The sequence below is a fragment of the Hymenobacter psoromatis genome, assembly GCA_001596155.1.
Taxonomy (GTDB): domain Bacteria; phylum Bacteroidota; class Bacteroidia; order Cytophagales; family Hymenobacteraceae; genus Hymenobacter.
The window spans coordinates 1610659-1626158 of the sequence record CP014771.1 but is presented as its reverse complement, the minus strand read 5'-3'; the positions used below and the strand labels follow the sequence as shown (position 1 = coordinate 1626158).

At 63.2% G+C, this 15500-nt stretch carries 10 protein-coding genes; 4 read left to right on the top strand and 6 right to left on the bottom strand.

Features of this window, described 5'->3' with window-relative positions:
• Nucleotides 1–43: 43 nt before the first annotated feature.
• Nucleotides 44–3352, bottom strand: a complete 3309-nt coding sequence (locus A0257_06945; protein AMR26868.1) for a hypothetical protein — start codon at nt 3350–3352, stop codon at nt 44–46.
• A 419-nt stretch (nt 3353–3771) separates the two neighbouring features.
• On the opposite strand from A0257_06945, the gene A0257_06940 reads away from it, so the two are divergent.
• On the top strand, nt 3772–4800 hold the full coding sequence (locus A0257_06940) for a LacI family transcriptional regulator (GenBank protein ID AMR26867.1): 1029 nt from the start codon (nt 3772–3774) through the stop codon (nt 4798–4800).
• A gap of 249 nt (nt 4801–5049) precedes the next feature.
• Here the strand turns inward: A0257_06940 and A0257_06935 are convergent, their stop codons facing one another.
• From A0257_06935 to A0257_06915, 5 genes are all read right to left on the bottom strand, one after another.
• Nucleotides 5050–5970 carry a pectin esterase gene (locus A0257_06935; GenBank protein AMR29655.1) on the bottom strand — a complete coding sequence of 307 codons (921 nt, stop codon included), beginning with the start codon at nt 5968–5970 and terminating at the stop codon, nt 5050–5052.
• A gap of 122 nt (nt 5971–6092) precedes the next feature.
• The gene (locus A0257_06930; protein ID AMR26866.1) at nt 6093–7043 is read right to left on the bottom strand and encodes a pectin esterase; all 951 of its coding nucleotides are present in this window, start codon (nt 7041–7043) and stop codon (nt 6093–6095) included.
• 159 nt (nt 7044–7202) lie between these two features.
• Complete coding sequence (locus A0257_06925) at nt 7203–8054, bottom strand: ureidoglycolate lyase (GenBank protein ID AMR26865.1); 852 nt, start codon at nt 8052–8054, stop codon at nt 7203–7205.
• A gap of 180 nt (nt 8055–8234) precedes the next feature.
• Nucleotides 8235–10151, bottom strand: coding sequence for a glucuronyl hydrolase (locus A0257_06920; protein ID AMR26864.1), 1917 nt, complete (start codon nt 10149–10151; stop codon nt 8235–8237).
• Nucleotides 10152–10335: 184 nt separating this feature from the next.
• Complete coding sequence (locus A0257_06915) at nt 10336–12027, bottom strand: glycoside hydrolase (protein ID AMR29654.1); 1692 nt, start codon at nt 12025–12027, stop codon at nt 10336–10338.
• Nucleotides 12028–12379: 352 nt separating this feature from the next.
• On the opposite strand from A0257_06915, the gene A0257_06910 reads away from it, so the two are divergent.
• The 3 genes from A0257_06910 to A0257_06900 all read left to right on the top strand — a co-directional run bounded on the left by A0257_06910 (nt 12380) and on the right by A0257_06900 (nt 15483).
• Nucleotides 12380–13171, top strand: coding sequence for a hypothetical protein (locus A0257_06910; protein AMR26863.1), 792 nt, complete (start codon nt 12380–12382; stop codon nt 13169–13171).
• Between the two features lie 212 nt (nt 13172–13383).
• Nucleotides 13384–14061 carry a DNA-binding response regulator gene (locus A0257_06905; GenBank protein ID AMR26862.1) on the top strand — a complete coding sequence of 226 codons (678 nt, stop codon included), beginning with the start codon at nt 13384–13386 and terminating at the stop codon, nt 14059–14061.
• A 150-nt stretch (nt 14062–14211) separates the two neighbouring features.
• Nucleotides 14212–15483 (top strand): hypothetical protein, encoded by a 1272-nt coding sequence (locus A0257_06900; protein AMR26861.1) that lies wholly within the window; start codon nt 14212–14214, stop codon nt 15481–15483.
• The last annotated feature ends 17 nt before the right edge of the window (nt 15484–15500 follow it).

Genomic DNA, 15500 nt, shown 5'->3' with positions numbered 1-15500 from the left:
AAAGAGGAGATTTCATAAATACCAAAGACATAGCGGGTGGGAATTAAAGCGAGAGGTTGACGCCGAACAAAAAGGCCCGGCTGCGGGGGTAGGCGGCGTAGTCAACGCCCGGCGTGAGGGCCGTTTGGCGGCGCGTGTTCACCTCCGGGTCGTAGCCCGAATACTTGGTGAACGTGTACAGGTTGTTGACCGTCACGTAGAAGCGCAGCTGGTTGAGCTTGGCCCGGCTAATGAGCGCCTTGTTGAGCGAGTAGCCAAAGGTCAGGTTGTTGATGCGCAGAAACGAGCCGTCTTCAATCGCCCACGAGTGCAGAAACAGCTGGCGGGGCGGCGTCCAGATGGTGGCATTCTGGTTGAGCGCGTCCAGGGCGGCCTTGTCGGTCACGAGCGTGCCGGTGTTGTCGTAGTTGCGGTAGCGGCCCGCCATGTCGCCCAGCAGGTTGGTGAGCGGGTACACGCCCGAGGTAAACTCAATCTTGTTGGCGTTGTAAATCTGGTTGCCATACACGAAGTTGAGGAAGACGCTGGCGTCGAAGCTCTTGTAGGTGAACTGCTGGTTGAGGCCGCCCGTAATTTTGGGCTGGGCGTTGCCGATTACCTGGCGGTCGTTGTTGATGTCCACGGTGCCGTCGCCGTTCAGGTCTTTCAGCTTGAGCACGCCGGGGGCCAGGGCCACGCCCACCACGCTGGCGTCGTTGGCTACCCCCGATTTCAGCGTCCAGGTCCGGCTGGTGGCGTTGTAGTTCTCGAAGTCGTTGGTGGTGTAGAAGCCGTCGGTCACGAAGCCATACATCTGGCCCACCGGCTGGCCCACGCGGGCCACGTAGTCGGTTGGGATGCCCGCCGCGGTGCCCGCCCAGCCCGAGTTGATGCCCGGAATCTCGTTCAGGCCCCCCAGGTCATCGATGCGAATGCGGTTGAGCGCGGCGTTGGCCGTCACCGACCAGGTAAATTTATCGGTCTGCACCGCCGTGCCACTCAGATGAAACTCCAGGCCGCGGCCCGACGTGCTGCCCACGTTGCGCTGCTGGCTGGTGTAGCCCAGAATGGCCGGAATGGGCTGATTAACCAGCAGGTCTTTCGTGGTGTTATAATAGCCATCTACCGTGAGCTGCACCCGGTTGTTGAACAGGGCCAGGTCCATGCCCAGGTCGCGCGAGGTGGTGATTTCCCACCGCAGGCTGGGGTTGGCCAGCGTCGTGGCCGCCGAGCCCAGCACCTGCGTGCCATTGATATAATAGGACGAGTTGCCGGCCTGGAAGAGCTGCGAGGTCAGGAAGTCGCCGATGCGGTTGTTGCCCGCCTGGCCGTAGCTCAGGCGCAGCTTCAGGTCCGAAATCGGCTTGAGGTCCTGCATAAAGCCCTCGCGCGAAAGGCGCCAGGCCACCGAGGCCGCCGGGAAAATGCGGTGCTGGTTGTCGGTGCCGTCGTAGTTGAGAAACTTCGACGAGCCATCGCGGCGGAACGTCAACGTGGCCAGGTACTTATCATCAAACGAGTAGTTGGCGCGGCCGAAGAACGAGAGCAGCGTGTAGTTGACCGGAATGCCCGTGGTAGGCGTCACGGGCTGGGCGGTCGTGCCGGCGGGCAGCACGCCCTGGTTGATGTTGGCCAGCGCCCGGCCGGCCGTAATGTCGAGGGGTAAGAAGTTGGTTTGCAGGTACTGCGAGGTCGTTTGCTGCTGGTAGGTTTCTTCGCCCAGCAGCACGTTCAGCACGTTTTTCTCCTTCCGAAACGAGTAGTCCAGCACGTTCGAGTTGTTGATAGTAGTCTGGGTTTGGGTGGTGATGGTGGCAAACGGCAGGTTCTGGTAGCCGCCGCCCGGCTGCCGGATGGTGGGCGAGTAGTGCCCGTTGAAGGTGCTGGTGTTGAAATCCGTGATGTCGAAGCCCGCCACCGAGCGCAGCACCAGGTCCTTGGTGAGGTTCAGGGCCGCGTTGGCCGCGATGTTGATGGTGCGGCGCTTGTCCGAGCGATATTCGTTGTTGATGGCCAGCAGGGGGTTCACCAGGCTGGAGTTGGTGAAGAAGTCGCTGTCGAAGGTGTTAGGGTCCAGGGCGGTGCTATGGCTGGTGGCAGGCACCACCAGCGGCACGTACTGAATCGTATTGCGCAGGCGCGAGGTAGTAGTCGAGCCCGTGGGCACGCTCTGGCCGGTGGTGGCGCTGGTGCCGCCGGCCGCGCCGGTGCCCGCGCCCAGCGACTCCTGGTTGTTGAAGCGGGTGTTCACGCCAAACTTGAAGCGGTCGCTCACCTTGGTGTCGAAGCGGAAGTTGACGAGCATCCGCTCGTAGCTCGTGCCCACCTGAATGCCGTTTTCCTTGTTGTCGGTCAGGCTCAGGGCGTAGGTCGTGCCCTTGTTGCCGCCCGCCAGCGTCACGTTGTGGGTAAATTGCCCGGCCTTGCGGCCAAACACCTGGTCCTGCCAGTCCTGAAACGGCGCGTTGCGGGCGCTGTCGAGGCGCGGGCTGTTGTAGGTCTGGGTGCCGAAATAGTTCTGGAACGTGGTGAGGCCGCCCGCCGCCGTGCCAATCGAGGCGGCGCGCTCATACTGGTAGTTCACGTAGTCGGCCGGCCCCAGCACGCTCAGCTTCTTGCTCAGCGTGCGGAAACCGCCGAACCCGTTGTATGTCACCGTAGTGCGGCCGTCCTTACCCCCCTTGGTGGTGATGATGATAACGCCGTTGGCCCCGCGCGCGCCATAAATAGCGGTGGCCGAAGCATCCTTCAGCACATCCACCGAGGCAATGTCCTGCGGGGCAATCACGCCCAGCGCGTTCTCCACCTGAATGCCGTCCACCACGTAGAGCGGCGTATTGTCCTGGGTGATGGAGTTGCCGCCGCGCACCCGCACCTGGAAGCCCTGGTTGCCGGGCTGCCCATCCGAGGCATTCAGCTGCACGCCGGCCAGGCGGCCCTGCAAGGCTTCGGCCGCCGAGTTAACGGGGATGTCCTTGATTTGCTGCGCGTTTACCGACGATACGGCCCCGGTCAAATCCTTGCGCTGCACGGACTGGTAGCCGATAACCACCACGTCGTCGAGGCTTTGCGTGTCGCTCACCAGGCTCACTTCAATGGTTGTTTTGGTGCCCACGGCCACCTCCTGGCTCACGTAGCCAATGAAGCTAAAGCGCAGCACCGCCGTCTTGCTATCCTGCGGCACGGCCAGCGAGAACGTGCCGTCGGCCGCCGTGGAGGCCCCGTTGGTCGTGCCCTTGAGCACGACGGTTACGCCGGGTAGGGTTTCGCCGTCCGAGCCCTTCACGGTGCCGGTGATAGTCCGGGATTGGGCAAGCGCCAGGCCAATGCTGCCGCAAAGCACGAGCCAGAGCAGGAGAAGATGTTTTTTCATAAGTAAGGCAGCCGGGAGCAGTTGGGTGGGAAAGTAAAAAAGTGAATCGTTAGCGCAAATCGGCCGGGCCAGGGCTGCGGTGGCCGCCCGTGACGAGGGCGCGCTTGCCAGCCAAGCCAGAACGGGAGGAAATACCCATAAAAAGAGCCGAAGGTTGGGATTTTGGAAAGAAGAAAAAGCGGTTGGCGGCAACCCCAGCGCGGTTAGTAGTCTCGAAGTTTAGCCCCTAAACCGTGGGGGCTATCCATCAAAGGGCTTTTTTATTTGCGCAATCGTTATCGGCAACGTTTCCAGGTTGCTTTGTTCTGGTTGGGCCAGGGAACCACGCTCACCGCCGTGTTCATTTAGCCTTTATCTTTAACCGCGAAAACCTGCCGCCGGAAGGAAGTAGGTAATGGTATTTTACTAACAAAATCAGCTTGGAACCCGCTACTCTCAAAGACATCGCCCGGGAGCTCAACATCTCCGTTTCGACGGTGTCGCGGGCGTTGCGGGACAGCTACGAAATCAACGCGGAAACCAAGCGGCTGGTGATGGAGTGCGCCGCCCGCCTGCACTACCGGCCCAACCCCATCGCCCTCAGCCTGAAAGGGAGCAGCAGCAAAGCCATCGGGGTCATCGTGCCACAAATCGCCAATTATTACTTTTCGCAGGCCATCAATGGCATCGAGGAGGTAGCCAACCAGCGCGGCTACGACGTGCTCATCTTCCAGACCCACGAAGCCTACGACCGCGAAGTGGCCAACCTGCGCCAGGCCCTGGCCCGGCGCGTCGATGGCCTGCTCATCTCGCTTAGCAGCGAAACCAACAACGTAAGCCACTTGCAGGAGCTGCAGCAGCAGGGCACCCCCATCGTGCAGTTCGACCGCGTGTCGGCCGACCTCAATACGCCCCGCGTGGTGGCGGACAACTTTGCTGGGGCCTTTGCGGCCACCGAACACCTGTTGCAGTCGGGGCGCCGCCGCATTGCGCACCTCACCATTCAGCCCTGGCTCAGCATTACGCAGGAGCGCCTGGCTGGCTACCGCGCCGCGCTGGAACAATACGGGGTGCCGTATGATGAAAATCTGGTGCGCTTTGGCACCTTTGGGCCCGATGAGGTAGGCCCGCTGGTAGATGAGCTGCTGGCCCTGGAGCCCCGGCCCGATGCCTTTTTCACGGCCAGCGACCGGCTGGCGGTAGGCTGCCTGGCCGCCCTGCGCCAGCGTCGCATTGCCATTCCCGGCGACGTGTCGCTTATCGGTTTCACCAACCTCACCGTGGCCGATATGCTCTCGCCCTCGATGAGCACGGTGGTGCAGCCGGCCACCGAAATCGGCCGGCAGGCCGTGGGCCGCCTGCTCGACCTCATTGAGCTGAAGCACCGCGCCGCGCCCCCTAGCACGCTCACCATCCCAACTACGCTGGTGGTGCGGGAGTCGTCGGCCTGGCCGGTGGCGGGGGGGTAGGGATTTGCGATTAGTCTAGTCAGTGTATCAAGCTATTATGAAAAGCTCGAAAGCACTGGTTGGGCTTCTTGAGTACTCGTGCGGAAGTAAACAGGTATAAAAAGAACGTCATTCCGAGCTTGCCGAGGAATCTCGCGTGCGTCGTGGAACGAGGCCCGAATGATGCGAGCGAGATTCCTCGGCAAGCTCGGAATGACGTTCTTTTTACTCCATTACTTTTGACTGACTGCTTAACAGCAGCTACTAACTCTACTCCCTCGGCACCCAGCCGCTTTTGCCGCCGAAGATATTGGCCAGCGTATAGCGCTTGGCTTCCTTGGCCGTGAGCTGGTGGCTCCACGGCACGCGGGCCGTGGGGTTGGCACCGGGACCGGTGCTCCGATACTCGGCGTAAAAGGCGGTTTTCTCGTTGGCGGCGGCGCGCCAGTTGTCCCAGCCGGCGGGCAAAATGTGCGCCCCCAGCTCGCAACGCAAATAAACCGTGCGCGCGTGGGGCCGCCAGGGCCGACCCAGATAAACCTGGCGCGCCGCCGAATCGGCCGTGAGCCGGCAGTCGCGAAAGACGAAGCCAAACGCCTGCCGCTCGGTAGTGGCCGCCGCCGCGATGTAGGAGCTGCGCTTGCTGCGAATCTCGCAGCGGTCAAACACGGCCGTGGCCATGCCAAAGATGAAGTCCGTCGTGCCCTCGATGTAGCAGTCCTGGTAATACTGGCGGCTGTTCTCGACGGCCGGAAACAGCGTGTCCTGGTTGCCCAGCATCCGGCAGTGGCGGAAGGTGGCGCGGTCGCCAGCCACGTGCAGGGCCACGGCCTGGCCCACCGGCCCGGCCGCATTCTCGAAGGTGATATTTTCGGCCGTGAAATCGTTGCCCTGCACCAGCACCGTCTGCGACGAATACGTGTTGTGGCCGGCCGCGTCGCCGGTGTGGTCGGCCCCCGTAATAATCGTAGTCGCGGCATTTTCGCCCAGCAGCGTAACGCGCGTTTTATGCGCCGGCACCACCAGCTTCTCGCGGTAAATACCCGGTTTAATCCGAATCGTAACCGTCACCTGCGACAAGTCGCGCACGGCCTGCACCGCTTCCTGAATGGTGCGGTAGTCGCCGCTGCCATCCGGGGCCACCGTCAGCAGCAGCTTTTGGGGCGGCGGAACCGGGCGGGCCGGCGGCATGTCGGGCGCGTTGGCCGCCGCCGGGGGGGTAGGGGCCGCCGGCAGGGCCTGGGCCACGGCGGCCCCTAGCGGCAGCAGACTGCCCAGCAAAAGCAGGGGTAGGGATTTCATAAAGCAGCGCGCTACTTGCCGGGCTGCCAACCGCGCAGCACGGTGGCGCGAGTGTAAGTCCCGGCCTGAGCCGGGGTAAGCTGGTGGCTCCACGGCACGCGGGCCGCCGGGTTGGCGCCGGAGCCGGAGCTCTGGTGTTCAGCATAATAAGTGGTTTGCTGGTTGCTGGCCTTGCCCCATTCATCCCAGCCGGCGGGCCGCACCACGGCGCTCAGCTCGCAGGCCAGGAACACCACTTTGGCGAAGGGCCGCCAGGGCCGGCCCAGGTAAAAGGAGCCGGCCGGGGCATCGGGCGCGCCCCGCAGCCGGCAGTGGCTGAACACGTAGCCGTAGCGCGTGGTGTCGGGGGTAGAGGCGGCCGTGAAGAAGCCGCCGCGCTTGCCCACCAGCGTGCAGCGCTCGAACCAGGCGGTGCTGCTGCCAAAAATAAAATCGACGGTGCCCTCGATGTAGCAGTCCTCATACAGCTGCCGGCTGCCGTAGCCGTAGGTGTACAGCGTGTCCTGAAACCCCAGAAAGCGGCAGTGCCGGAAGCAGCTGCGGTCGCCGCTCACCCAGGCCGCCACGGCCTGCCCCACCGGCCCGGCCGAGTTGGCAAAAGTGATATTTTCGGCCAAGAAATCGTCGCCATACAAGTGAATGCTGGCCGAGCCCGTCGTGCCGATTTCCTTGCCGTTGGCGTCGAGGCGCTGGTGGTAGTCGTCGAACGTAAGAATAGTGTGGGCTGCGTCTTCCCCCTGCAGGCGCACGTGGTTTTTACCCTTGGCCAGCGTCAGCTTCTCCTTGTAAGTGTCTGGCTTAATACTGATAGTCAGGCAGTTGGTGTTGCCATCGGGCACGGCGTCGAAGGCGGCCTGCACGGTGCGGTAGTCGCCGCTGCCATCGGCGGCCACTACCACGCGGCGGCTCTGGCCCCAGGCGGTGCCAGCGGCCAGCAGCCACAGGAAAAGTGTGAGTTTCATGGGATAAGACTTGTGCAAAATCAACTGTCATTGCGAGCAAAGCGAAGCAATCGCACCCGAACGACACCCGCGCCGCCCGTTCGTCCATCGTTCAGGTGCGATTGCTTCGCTTTGCTCGCAATGACAAACAATTATGAGTCAACAACTAATAATCAGCAATCACTCAGCGGCGCGCACCAGTTGGCGGGCGGTGCCCAGGCCCTCAATACCCAGCTCCACTACATCGCCGACGGCCAAGTAGCGCGGCGGCTTGAGGCCGCTGCCCACGCCGGCCGGCGTGCCGGTCGAGACGATATCGCCCGGCAGCAAGGTCATAAACTGGCTGATGTAGCTGATGAGGTAAGGCACGCTGAAAATGAGGTTGGCCGTGTTGCCATTCTGGAGCGTTTCGCCGTTCACCGCGAGCCAGAGCTTGAGGCGGGCGGGGTTGAGCAATTCGTCGGGGGTAGCGAGCCAGGGGCCGAGCGGCGCGAAGGTGTCGCAGCCCTTGCCCTTGTCCCAGGTGCCGCCGCGCTCCAGCTGGTAGGCGCGCTCGCTCACGTCATTAAGCAGCACGTAGCCAGCGATATACTGGGCCGCGTCGGCCTCGGCCACGTAGCTGGCGCGCTTGCGAATGACAACGGCCAGCTCCGCTTCCCAGTCGGTTTTCACCGAGCCTTTGGGTAGAATAATATCGTCGTTCGGCCCGCTCAGCGCCGAAGTTGCCTTCAAAAAGAGGACCGGCTCGGTGGGCAGGGGTAGGCCCATTTCCTGGGCGTGGTCGGTGTAGTTGAGGCCCGCGCACACGATTTTAGAGGGCCGGGCCACCGGCGGGCCCAGCCGCGCCGTGGCGGGCACGGGCAGCAGCAGCTCGCGCTGCACGTCGATGTAGGCGGCCAGGCGGCCCAGGCCGTCGCTGGCAAAAAAGCGCTCGTCGTAGTCTTCCCCAAAAGGGCTGAGGTCGTAGCGCTGCCCGTCGAGCACGATACCGGGTTTTTCGTGGCCGGGCTGGCCGTGGCGAATGAGAAGCATGGGATGTAATGGGTAGTAGGTAATGAGCAATGGGTACAAAAGAACGTCATGCTGAGCGCAGCGCAGCGGAGTCGAAGTATCTCGCTCGCTTCGTCCGCACGATTGAGAATACTGCTGCCCGCGAGATGCTTCGGCTGCGCTCAGCATGACATTCTCTCATTACCAATTACCCGCTATCCATTACTTCAGCAGCCAGCGCCCTAAATCCTTACCCGCCTGGAAATTCTCGAACGTGGCCGGAATCTTGCGCCCATCGGTGTACTCGTTGTAGAGCCACGGGTCGCCGAGCGCGAACACGCGGCCCTTGCCCAGCGTGGCCGTGGCCATGATAACCTGGCCGTTATTGGTCACCAGCGGCTGGGCGGGCGCTTGCACCGCCAGCACCGCCAACTCCTTGATATACGCCATTTTGGCTTGCTTGAATACCGTCGCGCCGCTGCTCAAATCCACCCGGCCCTGCGCAAAATCCCGGCCCTGCACCATGTTCACGCTCTGGTCGGTGAACTGCACGCCGAAGTGCCGGGCCAGCGTGTTGAAGTGGCGGATTTCGCAGTTGGCCGTGTCGTTGGCCAGCAGCACCAGCGTGCCGCCGGCGCGCACCCAGTCGGCCACGGCCTGCCCATCGGCGGCCGAGATGTAGTTGGGTGCCGGCGATTCTTTCTTGGTGTCGGGGTCCACTATCACGTACACACTCAGCCCTTTAAGGCTGGCCGCGGTGGGGGGGGTAGGGACGGGCACCGTGCGGGCACCCAGCTCGCGCAGCTCGTTGCCCCACAGCCAGAAGCCGCCGTTCGCGCGCTCCTCCCAGGTGTAGTGCCACTGCTCGGGCTGGCCGGTGAAAGCATTTTTGCGCAGCTCGTGGTTGAAGTAGTAATCCAGGCCCACGGTTTTGCCCTGGCCCACGGCGTTTTCCTGCGCTATCTCCATCTCCGTGCTCGCCAGAATAAACGGCCCTACCCCCTTCAAATCGTTCTTCCGCAGCGGCTCACTCAGGTAATATCGGTACGAGCCGTCGTGGTACGGCTGGCCGCCCAGACCCCCCACGCTCACCGTGCCGTTCAGGGCCAGCGCGCCATTTTCGGTGCTGATGAAGGTTTTCACAATCCCGTCGTAGCCCTTACGGGCCACGGCGGCGTATTTTTTATCGAGGTAGCCCAGGCGCCCGCCCTTGGCCAGCGCGTACACGAACATGCTGCTGCCCGAAGCCTCGGCGTAGTTGCCCTTCTGCTCCTCCTGGCCCATCACCAAGCTCCAAGTGCCGGTTTTGGCGTCCTGGTATTTGGCCAGCACGGGGGCCAGGCGCTGCAAATCCTTTATCAGCTCGGCGCGGTGCGGGTTTCCAACCGACAGGTAATCAAGCACATCCACCAAAGCCATCGCGTACCAGCCAATGGCGCGGTCCCAGGCCTCGGGCGACTGCCCGGTGGCTTTATCGGCCCACTTTTGCGCGCGGGCCTCGTCGTAGCCGTGGCGCAGCAGGCCGGTTTTGGGGTCAACGAGGTGCTTTTCGATGAGCGCAAACTGCCGGGCCACGTCGTCGAGGCCGGCCGCGTCGCCGGTCAACCCGCTGTACTGGGCATAGAAGGGCTCGGCCATATACAGGCCATCGAGCCACATCTGATTGGGGTAGGTTTTCTTGTGCCAGAAGCCGCCCTCTTTGGTGCGCGGCTGCCCGGCCAGCTGCTTGCGCAGGGTGGCGGCGGCCAGCCGGTACTTCTCGTTGCCATTGCTGGGCAGCGACACCTGGCTCAGCAGCAGCAGCGCCGGCCCGGTAGCCAGGTTATCGAGCTGATATTCTTCGGGTTTATAGGTCCGAATGCTGCCGTCCTTCTGCACGAACTGGTCCACATCCTGCTGGATGTAGGTGAAGTAGCGGCCGTCGCCGGTGCGCTCCCACACCCGCTCCAACGCCCGCAGCATCAGCCCCTGCTCGTAGTCCCAGCGGGCCGTTTTGCGGCTGCCAATCACGATGGAATCGGGGTGCTGTGCGATGAAGGCATCGGCCATGCGCTGCGACAGCGCGGCCGGCGCGTTCTGGGCCGGTGCCAGCAGCGGCAGGGCGAGTAGGGCGGCAAAGAGGGGGGTAGGGAATTTCATGGAGGGAAAGTTATGCTGGTCGTTCTGGTGGGCACCTCACCCCCTAGCCCCCTCTCCAAAAGAGAGGGGGAACTAGTTCTAATTCTAGTCTCCCGGAAACCAGTTTTTTAGAGCTAAAATTAGTCCCCCCTCTTTTTTGGAGAGGGGGCTAGGGGGTGAGGTGCCCCGTGGAGGGCTAAAAAACCTACTTCGCCGCCACCTGCACCACTTTCTTGCCTACTTTATCACCCAGCTCCAGCCCTTTCTTAGCCAGCTTGGTATTGGTGTTGGTGAGGCGAATATCCTGGCTGCGGTCGCCGCTCACGCGCAGCAGCAGGTCGGCCCCGCTGGCGTATTTGATGCCGTCGAGGCTGATGTTTTTGCTGTTCTGAACTTCCATCACCGGCATGGTATCGGTGGTGAGCAGGGTCACGTTTTGGAGGCGAATATTCTCGGCCTCCTGGCATATCAGACCCTTGCGCGCCTCAATCACCACGTTTTCGAGGCTGATATCCTTGATGGCCATCTCGGGCAGGCCGCGTATCAGAATGGCGGTTTCGGCGCCCTTGCACACCACGTTTTTGAGGTAGAAATGCTGGAACTGCGGCGTGCCCTCATTCAGCGGCTGGGCCGCGATAACGGGCGGCGCGGCGGCCTCGCCGGCCGGCGGCACGGGGTCTTTGGCCATGTAGTACATGTCGAAGAGGATGGCTTGCCCGGCAATGTCCGTCATGGTAATGCCATCGACCCAGATGTTCTCCACCATGCCGCCGCGGCCGCGCGCCGTTTTGAAGCGCAGGCCCACGTCGGTGCCCTGGAAGGTGCAGTTGCGCACCACCAGGTTGCGCACGCCGCCCGACATTTCGGAGCCAATCACGAAGCCGCCGTGGGCGCTGTACACCTTGCAATTTTGGATGAGGAAGTTCTCGGTGGGCACGCCGCGCTTGCGGCCTTCCTCGTCGCGGCCGCTCTTGATGCACAGGCCGTCGTCGCCCACGCTAAACACGCAGTCGTCGAGCACGCCGTTGCGGCACGATTCCACGTCGATGGCGTCGGTGTTCTGGCCATACCAGGGGTTGCGGGCCGTTACGCGGCGCACCGTAATATCCTGGCACAGCAGCGGGTGAATCGTCCAGGCCGGCGAATTCTGAATGGTGAAGCCTTCGAGCAAAATCTGCTGGCAGTCGGTCAGGCTCAGCATATTAGGCCGCAGAAAATCGCGGATATCGGCGAAGTCGGCCGGGTTCAGGCTCTTGCGCGGCGTGCCGGCGGCGGCCAGCAGATTGCCCTTGAGCGACGCCGCCGAGGGGTACCACGAGTCCTTTTTCTCGTTGAGCACGCCGCCCGAGGCCACCAGCTTTTTCCACTCGCCCTCGTTGAGCTTGCTCTTCTTCACGGGCCGCCAGCTGTCGCCGGCCCCATCCAGCGTGCCGTTGCCGGTGATGGCGATGTTGGTCAGCCCTACCCCCGAAACCGGGGCCTGGCTCCGAATGGCGTCCTCGCCCTCCCAGCTGGTTTTGACGAGCGGATATTGCCGGTGGTCGGTGGTGAACTGCACGAGCGCGCCGGTGGCCAGGTGCAGGTTCACGTTGTTTTGCAGCACGATAGGCCCGGTGAGCCACAGCCCGGCCGGCACTCGCACCGTGCCCCCGCCGGCCTGGGTGCAGGCCATAATGGCCTGCTGAAACGCCCGCGTATTCAGGGTTTGCCCATCGGCCACGGCCCCGTATTGCTGGATATTGAACGTGTCGGCCTTGAAGCGCACCTGCCGCACGGCGGGCAGGGTAGGAGGCGCGGGCTGGGCGGCGGCCGCGCGGCTGGCCTGAGCCAGGGTGAGAGTGGGGGGTAGGGCGGCCAGGGCCACCGCTACGCCGGCAAGCAGCGCAAAACGGGTCATAAAAAAGCGGGTGGGAAGGCCGCGGCGGCCAGGCAATACAAGAAGAGAAACGAGCCGAAGCCCGGCCCAAACCGGGCTTCGGCAGTGGAATACTAGGCCGGCTCGGCGGCATCTGCAAGCAAAGGGGGCGAATTATTTGCGTTATCGTTACCGGCAACGTTGCCGATGCGTGGGGCCGGCCGCCTCGCGTCGGCAACGCCCCGCGCCGTGGGCAAAAAAGCACCGCGTCAGAATTCAGCCAGAATCGACAACTAGCTTCGCGGATAGCAGCAAAAACGGACCGGCTTGCGTAGAGCGGGTTTTGTTACCAATTTAGTACTCCATGCGTTCATTCTTCTCCTCTACCCGCGCCTTGCTGCTGGGGCTGCTGCTGAGCAGCGCCACGCCCGTGCTGGCGCAGGTGCCCCGCAACCCCGCCCCTGCTACCCCCGCCGACACCACCCACAAGTACGAAAACCCCGCCGGCGTTTCGCCGCTGGCCAAGCGGCCGTTTTTCAAAAGCAAGCTGTTCAAGGCAGTCGCCATTCCGGCGGTGCTCATTGGCTATGGGGCGTACACGTTCAACGGCCACGGCTTTTACACCAACCAGGATGCGCAGCGCGACATTCACCGGGTGTTTCCCAATTCCAATACCCGCGTGGCCGACTACCTCATCTTCGCGCCTTATGCCGAGCTGGCCGCCGTCGAGCTGTTTGGAGTGGAGGGCCGCAACGACCGCCTCAACACGCTGCTGCTCATTGCTAAAAGCGAGGTTATCATGCTAGGCAGCACGTACCTAGTGAAGGCGCTGAGCCACGAGGAGCGGCCCGATGGGTCGGATAATCTCTCGTTTCCATCGGGCCACGCGGCGCAGGCGTTTCTGGCGGCCAGCATCGTACACACCGAGTTTCGGGACAAGAGCCAGTGGTATGGGGTAGGGGCCTACGCCGTGGCCACCAGCGTGGCCGGCCTGCGCATGATTGTGAACAAGCACTGGCAGAGCGACGTGGTGGCCGGCGCGGGCTTCGGCATCCTGTCGGCTCACTTGGCCTACCTCACCCACCGCAACCGCTGGGGCCGCAAGTCCATTGGCCGCGATGTGAGCATCATGCCCACGTATTATGGCAACACGCCCGGCCTGTGCTTTACGTGGCGCCCCAAATAAGTGTGCGGTAAGCTTTAGCTTGCCGTCAGTTGTCAGTAAGCGGAGTTATACTCCTCGCGAAGTAGGGTGCGGGGCTTGCCCCCGCCCGTCGTTGCCCGATTCTGACGCAGGTTTTTCAACGACGGGCGGGGGCAAGCCCCGCACCCTACTTCTTTTTCGCAAACTACCCATCAGGCCGTAAAACGGCAAGCTAAAGCTTACCGCACGGCACTATGAAACTCTTGTTAGTCGAAGACGAAGCGGCCTTGCGCTCTACCTTGGTCGATGCCCTGAGCCAGGGCGGTTACGTGGTGGAAGTCGCCGCGAATTTTGCCCAGGCCTACGAAAAAATCAAGCTTTACCACTACGATTGCGTGCTGCTCGACCTCACGCTGCCCGATGGCAACGGCCTCGACCTGCTGCGCGCGCTCAAGGCCGACAATTCGCCAGCGGGCGTGCTCGTCATCTCGGCCCGCGATGGCCTCAACGACCGCGTGAAAGGCCTCGACCTGGGGGCCGACGACTACCTGGCCAAGCCCTTTCACCTTTCGGAGCTGAACGCGCGGCTGCGGGCCATCATCCGGCGGCGGCGGTTTCAGGGCCAAAACCACGTGGCCTTCCGCGACCTGCTGGTGTGGCCCGAGCAGGCCGAAGTGCTGGTGCGCGGCGAACCCCTCGCCCTCACCCGCAAAGAATACGACCTGCTGCTGTATCTGCTCGCCAACCCCGGCCGCGTGCTCACCAAAGAAGCCATTGCCGAACACCTCTGCGGCGACGCCGTGGACGCCACCGACTCATTTGACTTTATCTATACGCACCTCAAAAACCTGCGCAAAAAGCTTCAGGAAAAGGGGGCGGAGAACTACATCCGCACTATGTATGGCGTGGGCTACAAGCTGAGCATGGAGTAAACTAAATCGTTTGTCATTGCGAGCAAAGCGAAGCAATCGCACCAGAACGAGCGGCGTGGGTGTCGTTCTGGTGCGATTGCTTCGCTTTGCTCGCAATGACAAACGATTTGCGTAAGTCCTATAGTAGTCACTTGTTATTACCCACTGAAAATGAAGCTGCTGGCCGCTACCAATCGCTACTACGTGCTGCTCAGCATCGGGCTGTTTGCGGTGGGGAGCGGGGTGCTGTACCGGGGTGTGGACCGGGCCGTGCGCCACGAGGTGGAAGAGCAACTGCTGGCCCAGCGCCAGGAGCTGGAAGCCTGGCTGGCCGGCGGCCGGCCGCTGCCCGTTGCCACGTTTGGCCAGCAGTACGGCACCAGCCCTACCCCCCGCCCGGTGGGCTACTCCGATACGCTGCTGCTCGACCTCAACGAGCACGAGCTGGTGCCACACCGGCAGCTCACGTTCCGGGTGGCGGGGGGGGTAAGGCGAGCCCCGGCGTGGGTGACGCTGCGCAAATCGCTGGTCGAAACCGACGACCTGCTGGCCGCCGTGCTCCGCGGCATGCTGGTGCTGCTGGCGCTGCTGCTGGGCGGCATCGTGGCGTTGCACCGCTACTTATCGCGGCGGCTGTGGGCACCGTTTCGGCACACGCTGGCGGCGCTGCGCGCCTACGACTTGCAGCAGCACCAGCCGCTGGCGCTGCCCGTGCCCGCCATTGAGGAGTTTGCCCAGCTCAACCAGGCCCTTAATCACCTGAGCGGCCGGTTGGTGGCCGACTATGAGAGCCTGCGCGAGTTTACGGCCAACGCCGCCCACGAAACCCAGACGCCGCTGGCCATCATGCAGGCCCAGCTGGAGCAGCTGCTGCAAGTGCCCGCCCTGGCCGACGACCCCGCCGCCGCCCCGCTGCTGGCCGAGCTCTACGGTGCCACGCGCCGCCTCTCGCGCCTGCACCAGGCACTGGGCCTGCTCAGCCGCATCGAAAACGGCCAGTACGCCGACGCCGTGCCCCTCGACCTGGCCGCCCTGGTGCGCGAAAAAACCGGGCAGCTGGCCCCGCTGCTCGAAGCCCGCGGCCTCACGCCGCACCTGCACCTGGCCCCTACCCCCCCGCGCCGCCTCCACCCCGGCCTGGCCGACTCGCTGCTGCACAACCTGCTGCACAACGCCATCCGGCACAACGTGCCCGGCGGCGACGTGACGGTGCGTCTCACCGATAAGATACTGGAAGTTAGCAATTCCGGCCCGGTGATAAGCGGCGACCCGGCCCGGTTTTTCGAGCGCTTCCGCAAGCACAACGCCGCCTCCAAGTCGCCGGGCCTGGGCCTGAGCATCGTGCAGCAGATTTGCGCCTACTACGGTTTCGGGCTGAGCTACGAGTTTGCGCCGGCCGGGGCGCGGCACACGCTGCGCGTTGCGTTCCGGCCGGTGGGGTAGGGGTAGGGCCGGATTTT

Coding starts and splice junctions, on each gene's coding strand:
- A0257_06935 (AMR29655.1), bottom strand. CDS start 5,970: ATGCCGCCGGCCCGCCCGGTTCCGCCGCCCCAAAAGCTGCTGCTGACG.
- A0257_06900 (AMR26861.1), top strand. CDS start 14,212: ATGAAGCTGCTGGCCGCTACCAATCGCTACTACGTGCTGCTCAGCATC.
- A0257_06920 (AMR26864.1), bottom strand. CDS start 10,151: ATGAAATTCCCTACCCCCCTCTTTGCCGCCCTACTCGCCCTGCCGCTG.
- A0257_06915 (AMR29654.1), bottom strand. CDS start 12,027: ATGACCCGTTTTGCGCTGCTTGCCGGCGTAGCGGTGGCCCTGGCCGCC.
- A0257_06905 (AMR26862.1), top strand. CDS start 13,384: ATGAAACTCTTGTTAGTCGAAGACGAAGCGGCCTTGCGCTCTACCTTG.
- A0257_06930 (AMR26866.1), bottom strand. CDS start 7,043: ATGAAACTCACACTTTTCCTGTGGCTGCTGGCCGCTGGCACCGCCTGG.
- A0257_06945 (AMR26868.1), bottom strand. CDS start 3,352: ATGAAAAAACATCTTCTCCTGCTCTGGCTCGTGCTTTGCGGCAGCATT.
- A0257_06925 (AMR26865.1), bottom strand. CDS start 8,054: ATGCTTCTCATTCGCCACGGCCAGCCCGGCCACGAAAAACCCGGTATC.